The following is a 15,855-nucleotide window of genomic DNA, read 5'->3' as shown; positions in this document are numbered from 1 at the left end:
AGGGAGGCGGAACATGAGCGAAGCAGCAAGAATTAATCTGGTAGACAGAGCACCATTGACGGAGAAGCAGCAGAATGTGTATGAAAGCATTATGCAATATCAGCGTGTGAATGGCTATGCTCCTACTATCAGGGAGATATGCAAGATGGTAGGGGTGGCATCGACTTCAAGTGTTTATGCACATCTGAAAATATTAGAAGAAAAAGGCTATATAGCAAGGAAGATGGATGCTTCCAGAGCAATAGCAATCTTGTAAGGAAGGTGATTACATTGAGCAATAAGGTATATGTTGATGTACTTGCAGAGTTTTCAAGGGACGGACTGCTCATTCCAAAAGAGATAACATGGGAAGATGGCAGAAAGTATGAGATTACACGAGTAAAAGACAAGCGCAGAGCTGCCAGTACAAGGGCTGGTGGCGTTGGAGAGCGTTATACCTGCGTGGTAGATGGAAAGGAAATATTCCTTTTCTATGAAGATAACAATATGTGGTTTATGGAAAGAGCCGGAGCCTGATGTGATTGTGTGCTTACAGCACAATTCATATCAGTTGGCTTTAGATCAGCAAAGCCGGGGAATGTGCAGACATTCATCGGAACTCTCGGCAAAAGGCTTGCAAAGGTGATTTCCCTTTCCTTTACGAGTACAGAATTGTAGATTGATGATTTTGTATGAATAAGGAGCGAACTGAATTGAACAAAGAAAATGTTATAGAAATTAGATGTAAAAAATGCAACAAGTTAATGATGGAATATTTTGTATGCGGTGATGATTCCACTGTGGCACTTCAGAATATTGGAATTAAGTGTGACAGATGCAAGCGAGTGATGATACTCAAGAAGTATTCCGAGGGAATGATGAAGGAACATTCTGAGAATGGAACTTTCAGAATATAACGATTGAAAATTAAATTATAGCCCACCTGATAAGGGCACATCAAAAGATGGAAGCACCAGAGACGCAGGGGAAACGAACAGTATTTATGATACTGGTTTCCTCGTGCGTCTTTTTGTGCTGTAAAGGTAATCCGACTTGTTCGTTTCCAAGGGCGGCAAGGAGGATTTATGAGCAGTAAAGCACAGGCAAGAGAAAAGGATTATGAGAGAGGATTACGAATTGCTGATAGAAGAAAGGCGATTGGATTGTCACAGGATGAGTTAGCTCATAGAGCTGGCATAGGCAGACAGGCATTGTCGGCTATTGAAAATGGTGGAGATTTTAAGACAAAGACATTAGATAGTCTGGCAATCGTACTAGGTGTATCTGTTGATTTCATTATGTATGGGGAGAATGAAGAAAAATCAGAACTGTTATCTGAGGCAATGGATGTTCTTTCAGATATGGATGAATTGCAGATAAGACAGTGCCTTGCAATGATGAAAGCGATGAAAAGAGTGTCAGTTGAAAAGTGATTGTCGTGTTTACACGACATAATTGTCGCCTGTACACGGTCGGCAATTAAGGTGTGGCAGATTACAATATACTTGTGCTTGAGATACAGCACACCACGAGAGTGGAGGCGCCAAAACTCTCCAATACGAAATCGTAAAGGAGATAACAAAATGAAAAAAAGAGATTTTAACTTAGTAGGAAACGAAGGTACAGATAATCAGGAGCTTGCAAAGGGTATTGCATTTGTAAAGTCACGCAGAGCGGAACTCAATGTAGTCCAGATGGTTGAAAGTATGCGTGATCAGGCAATACCTAATGGAGTAATAATAAATGATGCGTATTGTGATCGCTCAATGACAAGGGACTATGACAGAGAAGCACTGAATGCTTTCTTTGCAACACTTAAAGAGGGATATTTTGAGGTTGTAGTAGTCAGAAGCCTGAATGAGATCACCGATGATATTTATGATCTGGAGGAATTTGTGAAGACCATCACAGATATGGGCATATGGCTCTATTCTCTTGAAGTCGGTCCGGTGCCAATTACTGTATCTCATGCAGAGGACTTTGGATGCTAATGGAGTCCTTTGGTAGATCGACAACAGAAAATCATTCCGGTCGGGACAAACAAGTCCCGGCTGTGAAGGATTGCAGATTTACGCAGACTGCATTCGGAACAGTAGTACATGATTCGAGAGGGAAGTGGCTTGGTCAGTATGAAACAGAAGATGCAGCTGTAGAGATGTTAAGAGAAATGGCAAAGGACGATGGAGGATATAGCGATGAAATATGATGGTTATCAAGTTGGAATCGTGATTAAGTCGTTACGAATCCAAAGAAATCTTACAAAAGAAGCCCTTGCTGCTGAGCTTGGTATTAGTGAGTCAACTATCAAAAAGTATGAGAATGGAGAACGTGCATTAAGTATCACAAATCTATTTAAGATAATTGATTATTTCAAAGTAGATGCCAATACAATCCTGAATGTGGCAGAGGGTAAGAAAGAAAATTCAATAGACTCTAGGTTGGAATTAATGGATTATAGCAGGAAGGCATATTTTCAAAAGATATTTAACGAGATGCTTGATAATGCAGAGATGCTTGTTTCATAGGAGGTTTGGCTATGAGAAGAAAGAAAAAGACGATTGAATGTATAGAGTATCTGTCAGTAAGTGCACCATTGGATAAAGTGGATCGCTTAGAGGACAAGCAGAGTAAATATATTCATGAGTATGTAAAAAATAAAGAATACATGATTGTTGGCACTGAACGCCGACATGGATTTTCACAGAAAGATGTGGACAGACAGTGGCATCAGATTGTGGATAAGATTAGAAAAAAGCAGGTAGATGGTGTAATAGTCGCAAACATGAGTGTTATTACAGACAACCTTATTGATGCATTTATAAAAATAGCACAGGTTCAGGATGCAGGAGGAATTATTGTTACAGTAGATGATGGCAGACTGGCTATGCAGTTAAGGGGGTTTTAGGTTATGAATAAGAATAAAAAACGATATGACAAATATAAAAAATTTGACGTTGTATATGCAGACTTTGGTCGTAACCCACATGGAGTACAGGGCGGAATCAGACCTGGAATTGTGGTATCGTGTGATGCAAGTAATCATGGTGGTGCACCTCAGATTTCAGTTGTTCCATTATCATCAAAATTGAAAGATAATCCTGTGCATGTGATAGTTGAGCCTTCAGAAATAAGAGGGTATGCATTGAGCAATAGATCTGATTTTATGCCGGAGGATATTCAGACCTTGAATAAGGGCTGTGTTCGTTTTAAGTCGGGATATATTCCGGGAGAATCAGAGATTAGGGAAGCAATGGATAGAGCAATGATTATGCAGTTTAATCTGTTACCAGTAGCACGTAAGATGGTATTAGAGGAATTGGAGATGAAACAAAATGGATAGCAGAACAAGGAAAACAAATAATAAGAGATTTGTCAGATATCCAGAGGGTGCAGAGATGTACTCAATGAGTTTATCAAAGTTCCAGCAGTTAGCTAAGGATGCGAAAGCATGTTATAAGATGAATAGACTGGTGCTTGTGAACCTTGATATTCTTGATGAATATCTGGAGACATTTCATATAGAAGACGAGGAATTCTACAAATAAATTGAAAAGAATATGAAAGAGTATGCATTAATATACTTGACTTTATGTCCGACATAAAGTATACTATGTTCAGATGGAGGTGATATATTGGCAAAGATGGGACGACCAAAGGCTGAAAATCCTGCTGATAAGAGGATTACAATCAGACTGAATGGTGAAGAACATGAATTGCTGCTTGAATACACCAAAAATCATAACATGACTATGACGCAAGTAGTTAAAATGGCAGTGTTAGAGAAACTAATGGCTGACCAGAAGTAATGCAGGCTCTTTTCTTTTTGAGAAAGGAGAAAAGATGGCTTGTAGAAAAGATGGTAAAGGAAGAGTATTACGAAAAGGAGAGCATTATCGTAAAACTGATGGTAGGTATTCATATATTTATACTGATCCATTGGGAAAACAAAGGACGATATATGCGAAATCTCTTGTAACACTTAGGCAGAAAGAAGACGAACTTGTTCGTGACCAGATGGACGGGTTAAATGTATATGTTGCTGGAAGTGCAGATGTAAATTTTTTGTTTGATAGATATATTTCTACCAAGACGGAGTTGCGAAGCACTACAAAAGCAAATTACTTATATACATGGGAACATTTTATCAGGGATACTTTTGGAAAGAAAAAGATTAAGGATGTAAAGTATTCTGATGTCTTATTTTTCTATACGGATTTGATTACGAACAAAGGATTGCAGGTAAATACTTTGGAGAGTATCAATACTGTATTGCGACCTACATTTGAGCTGGCAGTACGAGATGATATAATAAGAAGAAATCCTGTAGATGGAGCTTATGCCGAGGTGAAAAAAAGAAATGGTGGTGCTAGAAAGAGTCGAAGAGCACTGACAGTAGAGCAGCAGAGAGAATTTATTGATTATGTTGCGAAGAATCCGTTTTTCTTCCATTGGTATCCGTTTTTTGTATTTCTGCTTGGAACTGGATGCAGAATCGGTGAGGCAATAGGCATCAGATGGGACGATGTTGATATGAAGAAACGAACAATCAATATTAACCATAGTCTTACTTATTACACAAGATCTGACAATTCATTCAAGTGTGAGTTTAGGGTTTCAGAACCTAAAACAGAAGCAGGAATAAGGACAATTCCAATGATGGGACCGGTGTATGAAGTGCTCAAGTCTGAATACCAGCGTCAGCAGGAAGAAGGTTTTTGTGTTGCAGAGGTTGATGGAATGACAAACTTTATATTTACTAATCGGTTTGGAAATCCACATAATCCGCAGGCAGTAAATCGTGCAATCAAGAGAATCGTTGATGCTCATAATGCCGAAGAAGAGGTAGAGGCAAAGAAAAAGAAGAGAGAACCTATAATGTTGCCCAGGTTTTCATGTCACATTTTTAGACACACATTTGCTTCAAGGTTTTGTGAGAACGAAACCAATGTAAAAGTTATTCAAGAAGTAATGGGACATGCTGATGTCAGCACAACCATGAACATTTATGCGGAGGCAAATCCAGAGGTTACTAGAGAGGCTTTGGAGAAACTTGCCAAGAACATGGATGTATTTTAGAAACAACGATATAATATAGAAAAGAGTCCTCTGATTTGAGGACTAGGCAATTGACCAAAAAAATTTAATATGACTAATATATGACCAAAAAAGACTGCAAATTTGGTTATTTTAGTACAGCTTGCTAAAGAAAATATTGTAATGATTTAAAGAAATGTAAATCATCTTACAGCTCTTTACAGCAGGAGCGAAAAAGCTCCCAACCATGAAGACACAGGGCGCTGCAAAGAATGAAGCAAACAATGCAGCACAGGCAGCTGGTGCAGCAGAAGCAGGCGCAACTGCTGGTGACAACAATGGTTTCTTTACACCAAACGAGAAGATCGACTTCTCCAAGGTAAAAGTAGAGCCATTATTTGAAGAGCAGGTTGACTTTGAAACCTTCTCCAAGTCTGATTTTCGCGCTGTAAAGGTAAAAGCCTGCGAAGCAGTAAAGAAATCCAAAAAGCTTCTTCAGTTCACTCTGGATGACGGAACCGGCACAGACCGTACCATCTTAAGTGGTATCCATGCTTACTACGAGCCAGAAGAACTGGTAGGGAAGACTCTGATTGCCATCACCAACCTGCCACCAAGAGCCATGATGGGAATTGAGTCCTGTGGTATGCTCTTAAGTGCAGTATGTGAAGAAAACGGCGAAGAGAAGCTGAATCTGCTGATGGTAGATAACCATATCCCGGCAGGTGCAAAGCTGTACTAATCATACAATAAAGCAATTTGTGCAAAACGTGTATAAAAAACAGGGGGCTGTCGCACTAAATGAAAATTAGTGTGGCAGCACTTTTTTTGAAAAAATTTAAGAGCCCGGCTTCGAAAAGTCGGGCTCTTGGTGTAAAATTAATGTATGACCAAACACATTAAATTACAGAAAGATTATACCGCATCTTGCCTGTACTATCAAATTAAACTTCCTTTGGATATCGAAAAAAACATTCCATCAGATGATCCGGTCCGCCTGCTGAGTACTTTTGTGGAGGGAATGAAGCTCTCAGATCTTTATAATACTTATGGAAAGATCAAAAAAGATCAGGTTTCGCCGAAACAGTTGTTGAAAATCGTTATCTATGCAGGAATGAACCGGATCTATTCCAGCCGCGATATCGAGAAATCGTGTAGACAAGATATCAATTTTATGTATCTTCTGGAGGGAAAGCCGTTTCCGAATCATGCGACTATTGCGCGGTTCATCTCACTGCATCTGTCCCAATGTTCCTCAAACATTCTCGCAGAAGTTTCAAATATCTTATACGAATTAGGAGGAATTTCTGGAAGACATATATTTATTGACGGCACAAAAATTGAGTCAGCTGCTAACAGATATACATTTGTCTGGAAAAAGGCCGTTACCAAAAATCAGACAAAACTGTTTGCAAAGATTATAGAAGACATCAATGGAACAGCGTAATAAAACACTGTATGTTTCAAAAACCATGAAACAGAAAAGGGCAGAAGATTTTGAACGCATAACCAGTCCATACGGAATTCAACTTAGAGTGAATCGAAGTATACAGGCAGAAAGGTCCTTCGCTTCTGTAAAACAGGATATGGAATTCAGACGATATATGTACCGCGGAAAAGAAAACGTCACTGCACAAAGTGTCATTCTTGCAATCGCACACAATATCAATAAACTACATAATAAAATACAGTCTGAAAAAACAGGACAGCATCTGTTTAGGCTGAAAGAAACAGCATAAATTTAGATAATTCAAAAAAAGAAAAAGAAATCCCAGGCTTTCTTCAAAGAAGGTCTGGGTAAGTATGCTCAAAATCAATAACGGGTAGAGAAAAGAGCTAATTCTAACTATAAAGTCTTACTTTTCGGGGTCACCTCATAGAGTTTAATCGGAGAAGTGCATTTTTCTACATTTTTTTATAGGCGTTACCCCATTCGACCATTGAGTCGAGAATCGGTTTCAAAGTAAGTCCAAGTTCGCTGAGACTGTACTCAACTCTTGGTGGAACCTCCGGGTAAATTGTGCGAATAATGAGACCATCATTTTCCATGGAGCGCAAACTATCGGTGAGAACTTTCTGACGGATTCCTTCAAGATTTTTCTTTAATTCATTGAATCGCCAAGGGCGTTCCAGCAAATTTCGGATAATCAGTAATTTCCATTTACTGCCAATGAGCGAAACTGTGGTTGCAACCGGACATTCCGGTAATTCTTCTTTTGTTAACATGTGATCGCCTCCTTATATAATATCCTTTTTTATTGTTATATTTAATTTTAATTTAACAATAAAAAAGAAGCAATAGGTTACAAAAAAGTAACTAGGGTTACCTTTTTATGCCTATGTAATAAAATTGTGCGTACTTTTGCCGGTTAAAAATTCTTGATATTATAATCTTGCAACAAAGATAACAACAAACAAAAATATCAGGAGGTAACAAAATGGCATTATCAAATCTTTTCGGATGGAAAAAATCAGAAACAGAAGCTGGTTCAGCATGCGGAGCAGCGTGTGGAGCAGCAGACAAACCAGCGGAGAAACCGGCAGCATGCGGAACAGCATGTGGAGCAGCAGACAAGCCGGAAGGCTCAAATCGTCCGGGGGACGATTGCTTTGAGCGGACCGGAGCGGAGCGTAGACAACCAGCAGCGTGCGGAACAGCATGTGGAGCAGCAGACAAGCCGGAAGAAAAATCAGCAGCATGCGGAACAGCATGTGGAGCATCTGACAAGTAAAATAAGTTAAGGAAGGAGTTGGATAGGATGAGTCAGTATTTTTCTTTTCAGTGGCATATTACAGATGAATGTGATCAGCGGTGTAAGCATTGTTATATTTTCTCAGGCGAAGGCTGTAAGGAATTAAAGTCTATGACATGGAAGCAGATGACAGAGGTAGTAGCAAACTGTGAGGATTTCTGCAAAGTATATGGCAGAGTACCATATTTTTATATTACCGGCGGAGATCCTATCCTTCATCCGGACTTCTGGAAATTAATGGTATTACTGAAATCGAAAAAGATACCTTTTACCTTAATGGGAAATCCATTTCATTTGAACGACGAAATTTGCAGAATGTTAAAGGTTTGTGGTTGTGAGAAGTATCAGATGTCCCTTGATGGAATGAGAGAAACTCATGACTGGTTCAGAAAGCCGGGAAGTTTTGATCTGACGATTGAGAAAATCGGATGTCTGAACAGAGCAGGAATAAAAAGTGTAATTATGAGTACGGTATCCAAAACAAATATGGATGAGATACCGGATATTATTGATGAAGTTGTAAAAGCGAAAGTAAAGGTTTTTGCATTTTCGCGCTATGTGCCTACAGGTGGTGAAGTTGACACAAGCATGACACAGGAAGAGTACAGAAAACTTCTGGAAGTCTGCGATGCAAAGTATAAGGCATATGAAAAGGCAGGATGCGAGACCTATTTCAATAAAAAGGATCATTTGTGGACGCTGTATGAATATGAAACGGGACAGTTTAAGCTTCCTGAGAGTACAGAGGCAGGAATGATCTATGGTGGCTGTAACTGTGGAAACTGTCATATTACCATATCTTCCAATGGAGATATTATGGCATGCAGAAGGGTAACTGACAGTAAAGTGGCCAATATTTTTGAAGACCGGCTGGCAGACGTCTGGATCTGTCAGATGGAAAAATACAGAGATTACGATAAATTTGTAAAATGCAGCAAATGTGAACTTAAGGCATGGTGTCGTGGATGTCCGGCAGTTGCCAATGGAACAAGCGGTAACTTTTACGGGGCGGATCCGCAGTGCTGGAAAACAAGAAATGAGATTACCGGGGAGGTGCTTACATGTTAATAGATATCATCAAAGCAAGGCATTCCATTCGGAAATATACCGGTGAGCAGATAAGACGTGATGACCTGGAAAAGATTCTGGAAGCCGGAAATTTTGCACCGAATGCCGGAGGCGGACAGAGAAGTATGATGGTTGCGATACATAATAAGGAACTGGCAGCTTACGTGGGAAAGTTGAATATGGCAGATTTTGACCGTTCACACCTGGCAGGTAGTTTTGTCTCAAAGGAGCAGCCAAGCACAATTGATGATCCAACTATAAAAAATGGGTTTTATGATGCGCCTACGGTTGTGTGTGTATTCTGCCAGAATAATTTTCTCTTCAAGACAGCAGATGCCTTTTGCATGATGGAAAACATGATTCTGCAGGCAACAGAGCTTGGAATTGCATCATGTATTATCTCAAGAGGCTATGAAACATTTGATTCAGAAGAAGGAAGAAGACTGATGAGCGAATGGGGAGTGCCGGAAGGATATGCATGCCAGGGATTTGTTATATTAGGATATATAGACGGGAAACAGCCGAAAAGTAAGCCAAGAAAACCGGGAAGAATTAAAATTGTAGAATAGTATTGGATTTATTGAAAAAAACACTTGATTATATGGAGAGGTGGAGAACAGATGGATTTAGCAACATGTCTGAAAAAAATGGAATTGGTGGGAGTGCTTGCATTCGCAACAGTGGACAGTGAAGGGGCACCACAGATACGGAATATCAGTGCGATTCATTATGAGCCGGATGCACTCTATTTTTTCACCGCCAGAGGTAAAAATTTTTGTAAAGAATTAATGGAAGATGGCAGGGTTCAGATTCTTGTTTATACCAAATACAAAGAAATGATTCGTTTGTCAGGAAAGGCTTACGCAGTAGCAGAGAATGAGCAGAAAAAATGGATGGATATCGTTTTTGAAGAACAGCCATATCTTGCCAATGTATATCCGGGGGATACAAGAGAAATCGGAATTATTTTCTGTATTGATCAGGCGGAAGTGGAGTATTTTAATCTTGGCGTAAATCCAATTTTCCGGGAGACATATATTCTGGGAAATGCTAGTGTAAAAGAAAAGGGATATTACATAACAGAATCCTGTATCGGCTGTGGCACATGTATGAAACATTGTCCACAGAAATGTATTGAGAAGGGGACACCTTTTGTCATCCGGCAGGAGCACTGTCTGCACTGTGGAAGCTGTTATGAAAAATGTCCGGTGAAAGCGGTGATCAGGAAATGAATCAGGATGACAGAAGAAAATATTTAATTGAAGGATTGTTGAAAGAGCGGCCGGAATATGAGAACATGCAGATTCCATCAGATGCAGGCAAGCAGAAAATACTGCTCCGATCGCTTATGAATATAAGAATGCCGAAGAAAATGGATTATGCATTTTTGCAGATTCAGGATGCGTACCTTTCGGAAGAAAATGAGAAGAAAGGGATTGTCACATTGGCAGATATCAGGGAGGCACAGCCTGATCTTTATATCTGGAAGGGCGATATTACAAGACTTAGAGTGGGAGCAATCGTAAATGCAGCCAACAGCGGCATGACAGGCTGCTATCAGCCCTGCCATAATTGTATTGATAATTGCATTCATACCTATGCAGGAATTCAGCTTCGAAACTATTGCAATAATATGATGATAGAACAGGGACAGGAAGAACCGACAGGGCAGGCAAAGATCACCCCGGCATTTAATCTGCCCTGTGATCATGTGATTCATACAGTTGGCCCAATCGTACAGGGAAAGCTGACAAAGGAACATGAACGTTTACTGATATCCTGCTATGAATCGTGTCTTAGGATAGCTGATGAGAATGAGGTAAAGAGTATTGCTTTTTGTTGTATTTCAACCGGTGTGTTTATGTTTCCGAATAAAAGAGCTGCTGAGCTTGCAGTACAGACAGTAAAGCAATATAAAGAAAAGACAAAATCAAAGATAAAGGTGATATTTAATGTTTTTAAAGAGGAAGATGAACGACTCTACAACCAGTTACTCAGATAAGATATTACAGATAAAAGAAAAAATTGAGGAAGCAGAAGCAGTTGTAATTGGGGCTGGTGCGGGATTTTCCACATCAGCCGGTTTTGTGTATAATGGAGAAAGATTTGAAAAATATTTTTCGGATTTCAGAAAGAAATATGGATTTTCCGATATGTATTCAGGAGGCTTCTATCCATATAAAACATTGGAAAAACACTGGGGATACTGGTGCAGATATATCTATATTAATCGATATATGGATGCACCAAAACCGGTATATCAGAACCTGTATGATCTGGTAAAAGAAAAAGATTATTTTGTACTGACGACAAATGTGGATCATTGTTTTCAGAAAGCAGGATTCGCTAAAAACAGAATCTTCTATACACAGGGAGATTACGGCTTGTTTCAATGTAGTGAGCCTTGTCATAAAGAAACCTATGACAATGAAGAAATCATAAAGAAAATGGTGCTGAGTCAGGGATTTCAGATGAAAGACGGGGAACTGCAAAAACCGGAAGACGGAGAAATAAAGCTTACGGTTCCGACGGGTCTGATTCCATATTGCCCGCGCTGCGGTAAGCCGATGAGTATGAATCTCAGATCTGATCAGACATTTGTTGAAGATGAGGGATGGCACTGGGCAGCAGAACGGTACGAGAAATTTATACAGGATCATAAAAAGCAGAAAATAGTGTTTCTTGAACTTGGTGTAGGATATAATACCCCTGGTATTATAAAATATCCGTTTTGGCAGATGACAAACACATTTCAACATGCATTTTATGTGTGTCTGAACCAGGGTGAAGCATATGCACCGGAAGAAATAAGGAAAAAATCTGTCTGCATGAATGAAGATATTGGAGAGATCCTGAAAGAACTGTAGACTTGTGATAAAGGGCGGCTGTGAACAGAGTGAATAGTGACAAGAGAGGGGATGATAAAATGATAATACAAACAGGAATGAGAACAGATATACCTGCATTTTATTCAAAATGGTTTTTGAATCGGATAAAAGAGGGATATGTATGCGTGAGGAATCCCTATAATCCAAAACAGGTGACGAAATACAGCCTTTCACCAGAAGTTGTGGATCTGATCGCATTCTGCACGAAGAACCCTCTTCCAATGCTGCCGTTTCTTGATGAGTTAAAACCGTATGGTCAATACTGGTTTGTAACAATTACACCTTACGGACGGGATATTGAGCCAAACGTTCCGGATAAAGAAACTGTGATGGAAGGTTTTAAAGAATTGTCGGATGTCGTGGGCGCAGACAGTATGGGATGGAGATATGATCCGATTTTTATAGATAAAAAACATTCTGTGGAGTGGCATATATCTGAATTTGAAAAAATGGCTGAAATTCTTGCTGGATACACAAAGACTTGTGTAATCAGCTTTATAGATATTTATAAAAAGGTGGAACGCAATTTCCCAGAAGCAAAATCGGTACGGGCAGAAGACAGGGCTGTGATAGGAAAAGCATTTGTAAAAATAGCGTCAAAGTATGGAATGGTGTTAAAGCCTTGTGCAGAAGGAGAAGATCTTGCAAAATATGGTGCAGATTGCTCCGGATGTATGACTGTTCATACATTTGAGACAGCTCTCAATAGCAGACTGGAAGTTCCAAAGAGAAAGAAAAATCAGAGAAATGGGGAATGCGCATGTCTTTTGGGGACAGATATAGGTGCCTATGATACTTGCGGACATTTATGTAAATACTGTTATGCGAATGTAAATCCGGTTTTGGTCAAAGAAAATATGAGAAAGCATAATCCGGACTCTCCGTTTTTAATTGGTGGATATATGCCAGGTGATATTGTTTGTGAGGCAATTCAGAAAAGCTGGATTGACAGACAGATTCGATTGGAGTTTTAGAAAAGGTCAGGTGTCGTCTGTCAGCGCATGAAATTATGAAAATAGATTGCGAATCGCCTGCGTAAGCAGGCAGTAGAGTGCGTCAGCGCGGGGAACCTGAGTATAAGATATGATAAAGTAGGTGATTGCGAAACTCAAACCTGTGAATGAGCGTTTCAGGCTTCGAATGTATTTGTGGCAGTTGATTTTATCAGCAAGAACAACGGTAATGAGTTGGGTGATTCCTGTAAGGATGAGATCTGCATGGAGTGTTTCATTCTGGGTTCGGCGCCCGGCGAGGCAGAGATGCTCTTTGATGTGATAAATCCCTCGCTCAACAACAGTTCTGATTTTGTATGTATTATCCCATTCTTCGGTGCCACGGATTGCTCCAGGATAAGCACGGAGATCTTTTTCGGGATAAATATAGACCATACGGCCACATCTTGAAGTGGTACAGGGATTTTTACAGCAGCATTGTCTGTGAGCCCGCCGGATGGATTTGTCATAGATCCAATTCATTTTGGGACAGACAAATTTATATCGAACAACTCCGTTTTTGGTTTTGGAAGTACATTCGTATTTCATGGGAAACGTAGCATCGTGTGGACAGCAGGGAATGCCATTTTCATTTATTGTATAATCCGGATTTTTAAGGCCGGATCGTATATTAAGTGGAATGTATGCTTTCTGAAAATGACGTTTTTCGCCAAAAGTATTTCCGGAAAGAAGGGCTTTGTAAAGTTCCATGGCATCAAATGCAGCGTCTCCCAGAAATGTTTTGGGATTGATCAGAGGATGTTTTATGAAAAGGTCCTTCAGAGTTGGGATTAAAAGCCTTGAATCATGGACGCTTTTATCTTCATCTGGAGAATCCGATTTCTTTTGTACAAGAATCTCAGGATGGGAAGCCAAAAAATCTTTGTTGTAAAACGAAATGTGGCGAATAATTCCCAGACCATTTGTGATGATGCCAAAGACGTAACAAAAATGACTATTGATGTATAGCTGTTTAAATTCAGGATTGGCAGAGGCGTGGGAAGGCATGGAACCATAAGCAGCTTTATAAGGATCATAGGATTTCCCTAAGGCACGAGATTTTGCAAAAGTCTTAAGCTGCCTGATAATACGGTTAGCATACTTGGGATTGTTTTCTGTAACAAACGCTTCGATGCCAGAAGAATCAAAGATGGTCATGTCCGCTTTAGCAGAATCGATGGCCTGGCAGACTGGTTCTGTGATATCAACGAGGTTATCGAAAACAAGCTGCAGATCATCTAAAAAATCCTGTTTAAAACGGGTGATCTTAGAGGCATCAGGAACTTTGGTAAAACCACAAAAATCACGAAGAGGTTTTGAGTAAGCAAGAAAAGTTAAAAGAAGCCTATTATACCATATCCGGTGAGGAGTTATTTTTATTTAGGTAACAAAAAATGCCGCATTTCTGCGGTTTGTGGTGTTTCGCAAACGCCTAATTCGTTTTAAAGGAAAGAGGAATATCAATTGGGAAGAAGTTGAGCAGTATTTAAAAGAATACATAGGAGATTGCTATGAAGTAGTCGAAACCTCGGATCAAGTCTATATTGGTTCAGATTTTCCAGGAGAATTAAAAGGATCTGAAGATACCAAAAGATTATATGGAGCGAATGCGAAAGCAAAGGCTAATGCTACCCAGGGAATTCCTATGCTTCTTCAATGTGCTACGAATAGACGATGGCAGGAAAACTTTAAAGGAAAGCATAATGTTGATGCAAAGTTTGGCTGGTATAGGTTTACGACAAGGTTTGCACTCCCAGTATATAACAATGATACTGGAGATCTTGAAAGGAGGGCTACCGCAATCCCACTGGCTTTAGACGGTGGGTTAAGGTAGCCCAAAATGGAAAATTGTTATATACTTGTGGTATGGGAACATGGAAATCAAAAAACAGACACAAGTACATGGAAACTGACAAAGACCATATTCATTATATGATAGAAACAGAACCGGCAATGTCTGTTAGTAGGATTGTAAACCTGATGAAAAGTTATACGACATATCATATATGGGAAAGCTATCCGAATTACTTACGGAAATATTTTTGGAAAGAACATATCTTTTGGACAGATGGATATTTTGTCTGCAGCGTAGGAAATGTATCAGAAGAAATGCTAAAAAGGTATATAGAAGACCAAGGTTAAGGAGGTGGCAGCAGATGTTAAAAGCATATAAATACAGAATATATCCCAATAATGAGCAGAAGACACAGATGGCAAAGACATTTGGCTGTTGCCGTTTTGTGTATAATCAGACACTGGCATACCGGAAAGAAGTATATGAGAAAGAGAAAAAATCAGTTAGTAAAACTGACTGTAACAATTACTGCAACAGACAATTAAAGAAAGAATATGAATGGCTGAAAGAAGTGGATAAATTTGCTCTGACAAATGCGATTTACAATATGGATGCCGCATACCGGAAATTTTTTAAGGAACATGCAGGTTATCCGAAATTTAAGAGTAAACACGATAATCATAAGTCATATACAACAAATTTTACGAATGGCAATATAACAGTAGATTTCGAGGGTAATAGAGTAAAACTGCCTAAATTAAAAGATGTAAAAGCAAAACTGCATAGAAATTTTAGCGGGCAGATAAAATCGGCAACGATATCACAAGTTCCCAGTGGGAAATATTATGTATCAATTTTAGTGGAAACAGAACATATGGAACTGCCACATACAAATCAAAATACAGGAATAGATTTAGGTATTAAGGAGTTATGCATTACTTCTGAAGGAAAGAAATACGTTATGCCTGCTGCTTAATTGTCATGAATGGTAATCCTCGTAAGGAAGTAATCGCCTTGGGACAGACATATTTTGCAATGAAGACATGACAGCAGGAATTGATTGATGAGTATGAGCAGTTGAGTGAGGACCAGAAACGTCTTGCAATCAGAAATGAAATCTGTGAACATAATAAATCATTGGCGGAAACGGCAAAAAATGCAGGAGATGTACATTTTCAGGTTGGACAAAAGGTCCGTCAGACAATAAAAGAATTAGGCGGAACTATGCCGGAAGATTTACCGATACCGCAAAAGAGTATTAAGCAGATAGAAAGAGAAGAAGCAAAACGATTAGAAACCACAGATTAATCAATTAGCATTATGAAAGTATCTGAAAATTAAATTGG

General features: G+C 39.3%; 25 protein-coding genes and 2 pseudogenes. 25 read left to right on the top strand and 2 right to left on the bottom strand.

Annotated elements, in window-relative coordinates:
* The first annotated feature begins 13 nt into the window (after positions 1-13).
* The 14 genes from DW251_RS08200 (at position 14) to DW251_RS18590 (ending at position 6,752) form a co-directional block, all read left to right on the top strand.
* A complete protein-coding gene (locus tag DW251_RS08200) occupies positions 14-256 on the top strand; it encodes a LexA repressor (RefSeq protein ID WP_077326115.1) in 243 nt (80 codons plus the stop codon).
* A 5-nt stretch (positions 257-261) separates the two neighbouring features.
* Positions 262-516, top strand: a complete 255-nt coding sequence (locus DW251_RS08195; protein WP_077326113.1) for a hypothetical protein — start codon at positions 262-264, stop codon at positions 514-516.
* A 176-nt stretch (positions 517-692) separates the two neighbouring features.
* Complete coding sequence (locus DW251_RS08190; protein ID WP_243010316.1) at positions 693-896, top strand: hypothetical protein; 204 nt, start codon at positions 693-695, stop codon at positions 894-896.
* 168 nt (positions 897-1,064) lie between these two features.
* The gene (locus DW251_RS08185) at positions 1,065-1,412 is read left to right on the top strand and encodes a helix-turn-helix transcriptional regulator (protein WP_117627420.1); all 348 of its coding nucleotides are present in this window, start codon (positions 1,065-1,067) and stop codon (positions 1,410-1,412) included.
* Positions 1,413-1,562: 150 nt separating this feature from the next.
* Positions 1,563-1,970, top strand: a complete 408-nt coding sequence (locus tag DW251_RS08180) for a recombinase family protein (RefSeq protein WP_117613586.1) — start codon at positions 1,563-1,565, stop codon at positions 1,968-1,970.
* 204 nt (positions 1,971-2,174) lie between these two features.
* Positions 2,175-2,504, top strand: coding sequence for a helix-turn-helix transcriptional regulator (locus tag DW251_RS08170; RefSeq protein WP_158564467.1), 330 nt, complete (start codon positions 2,175-2,177; stop codon positions 2,502-2,504).
* 11 nt (positions 2,505-2,515) lie between these two features.
* Positions 2,516-2,884: a recombinase family protein gene (locus DW251_RS08165; RefSeq protein ID WP_118300726.1), complete on the top strand. Its 369-nt coding sequence runs from the start codon at positions 2,516-2,518 to the stop codon at positions 2,882-2,884.
* A 3-nt stretch (positions 2,885-2,887) separates the two neighbouring features.
* Positions 2,888-3,319, top strand: a complete 432-nt coding sequence (locus DW251_RS08160; RefSeq protein ID WP_117477963.1) for a type II toxin-antitoxin system PemK/MazF family toxin — start codon at positions 2,888-2,890, stop codon at positions 3,317-3,319.
* The gene (locus tag DW251_RS08155; protein WP_117477964.1) at positions 3,312-3,524 is read left to right on the top strand and encodes a DUF6462 family protein; all 213 of its coding nucleotides are present in this window, start codon (positions 3,312-3,314) and stop codon (positions 3,522-3,524) included. The genes DW251_RS08160 and DW251_RS08155 overlap by 8 nt, the downstream gene beginning before the upstream one ends.
* A 96-nt stretch (positions 3,525-3,620) precedes the next feature.
* The gene (locus tag DW251_RS08150) at positions 3,621-3,785 is read left to right on the top strand and encodes a DUF6290 family protein (RefSeq protein WP_227081569.1); all 165 of its coding nucleotides are present in this window, start codon (positions 3,621-3,623) and stop codon (positions 3,783-3,785) included.
* 34 nt (positions 3,786-3,819) lie between these two features.
* On the top strand, positions 3,820-5,055 hold the full coding sequence (locus tag DW251_RS08145) for a site-specific integrase (RefSeq protein WP_117613589.1): 1,236 nt from the start codon (positions 3,820-3,822) through the stop codon (positions 5,053-5,055).
* A 205-nt stretch (positions 5,056-5,260) separates the two neighbouring features.
* Positions 5,261-5,755, top strand: coding sequence for a hypothetical protein (locus DW251_RS08140; protein WP_118300724.1), 495 nt, complete (start codon positions 5,261-5,263; stop codon positions 5,753-5,755).
* Positions 5,756-5,899: 144 nt separating this feature from the next.
* Complete coding sequence (locus DW251_RS08135; protein ID WP_347474641.1) at positions 5,900-6,460, top strand: transposase; 561 nt, start codon at positions 5,900-5,902, stop codon at positions 6,458-6,460.
* Complete coding sequence (locus DW251_RS18590; RefSeq protein WP_347474640.1) at positions 6,447-6,752, top strand: transposase; 306 nt, start codon at positions 6,447-6,449, stop codon at positions 6,750-6,752. The genes DW251_RS08135 and DW251_RS18590 overlap by 14 nt, the downstream gene beginning before the upstream one ends.
* Positions 6,753-6,918: 166 nt before the next feature.
* Here the strand turns inward: DW251_RS18590 and DW251_RS08130 are convergent, their stop codons facing one another.
* Positions 6,919-7,239, bottom strand: a complete 321-nt coding sequence (locus DW251_RS08130) for a helix-turn-helix domain-containing protein (protein WP_118300722.1) — start codon at positions 7,237-7,239, stop codon at positions 6,919-6,921.
* A 212-nt stretch (positions 7,240-7,451) separates the two neighbouring features.
* Here DW251_RS08130 and acgA point away from each other — a divergent pair, with 212 nt between their 5' ends.
* Genes acgA through DW251_RS08095 form a run of 7 tightly spaced genes read left to right on the top strand, consistent with a single transcriptional unit; the run spans position 7,452 to position 12,696 of the window.
* Entirely contained in the window at positions 7,452-7,745 is a 294-nt protein-coding gene (gene acgA, locus DW251_RS08125) for an ACGX-repeat peptide (protein WP_118300720.1), read from the top strand.
* Positions 7,746-7,772: 27 nt separating this feature from the next.
* Positions 7,773-8,834 (top strand): radical SAM/SPASM domain protein, ACGX system, encoded by a 1,062-nt coding sequence (gene acgM / locus DW251_RS08120; protein WP_118300718.1) that lies wholly within the window; start codon positions 7,773-7,775, stop codon positions 8,832-8,834.
* On the top strand, positions 8,828-9,403 hold the full coding sequence (locus DW251_RS08115) for a nitroreductase family protein (protein WP_118300716.1): 576 nt from the start codon (positions 8,828-8,830) through the stop codon (positions 9,401-9,403). Before acgM ends, DW251_RS08115 begins: the two co-directional genes overlap by 7 nt.
* A gap of 51 nt (positions 9,404-9,454) precedes the next feature.
* The gene (locus DW251_RS08110) at positions 9,455-10,066 is read left to right on the top strand and encodes a 4Fe-4S binding protein (protein ID WP_118300714.1); all 612 of its coding nucleotides are present in this window, start codon (positions 9,455-9,457) and stop codon (positions 10,064-10,066) included.
* Positions 10,063-10,836: a protein-ADP-ribose hydrolase gene (locus DW251_RS08105; RefSeq protein ID WP_118300795.1), complete on the top strand. Its 774-nt coding sequence runs from the start codon at positions 10,063-10,065 to the stop codon at positions 10,834-10,836. Before DW251_RS08110 ends, DW251_RS08105 begins: the two co-directional genes overlap by 4 nt.
* On the top strand, positions 10,805-11,701 hold the full coding sequence (locus DW251_RS08100) for a Sir2 silent information regulator family NAD-dependent deacetylase (RefSeq protein WP_347474639.1): 897 nt from the start codon (positions 10,805-10,807) through the stop codon (positions 11,699-11,701). Before DW251_RS08105 ends, DW251_RS08100 begins: the two co-directional genes overlap by 32 nt.
* 29 nt (positions 11,702-11,730) lie before the next feature.
* On the top strand, positions 11,731-12,696 hold the full coding sequence (locus DW251_RS08095; protein ID WP_347474638.1) for a DUF1848 domain-containing protein: 966 nt from the start codon (positions 11,731-11,733) through the stop codon (positions 12,694-12,696).
* Positions 12,697-12,987: 291 nt separating this feature from the next.
* Here DW251_RS08095 and DW251_RS08090 read toward each other — a convergent pair.
* Positions 12,988-14,064: pseudogene (locus tag DW251_RS08090) on the bottom strand (ISNCY family transposase); the annotation flags it as partial.
* A 67-nt stretch (positions 14,065-14,131) separates the two neighbouring features.
* Here DW251_RS08090 and DW251_RS17800 point away from each other — a divergent pair.
* The 4 genes and pseudogenes from DW251_RS17800 to dinD form a co-directional block, all read left to right on the top strand.
* Positions 14,132-14,548, top strand: coding sequence for a hypothetical protein (locus DW251_RS17800; protein ID WP_147352224.1), 417 nt, complete (start codon positions 14,132-14,134; stop codon positions 14,546-14,548).
* Between the two features lie 32 nt (positions 14,549-14,580).
* Entirely contained in the window at positions 14,581-14,856 is a 276-nt protein-coding gene (tnpA, locus tag DW251_RS08080) for an IS200/IS605 family transposase (protein WP_118300711.1), read from the top strand.
* A gap of 14 nt (positions 14,857-14,870) precedes the next feature.
* The gene (locus DW251_RS08075) at positions 14,871-15,485 is read left to right on the top strand and encodes an RNA-guided endonuclease TnpB family protein (RefSeq protein WP_021871213.1); all 615 of its coding nucleotides are present in this window, start codon (positions 14,871-14,873) and stop codon (positions 15,483-15,485) included.
* Positions 15,467-15,817, top strand: a pseudogene (gene dinD, locus DW251_RS08070) (DNA damage-inducible protein D); the annotation flags it as partial. The gene DW251_RS08075 and the pseudogene dinD, both read left to right, overlap by 19 nt.
* Positions 15,818-15,855: the final 38 nt, after the last annotated feature.

It is taken from the genome of Clostridium sp. AM22-11AC, assembly GCF_003473545.1.
In the GTDB taxonomy this organism is placed as follows: Bacteria; Bacillota; Clostridia; order Lachnospirales; family Lachnospiraceae; genus Enterocloster.
This window is presented reverse-complemented; position numbering and strand designations above follow the sequence as displayed.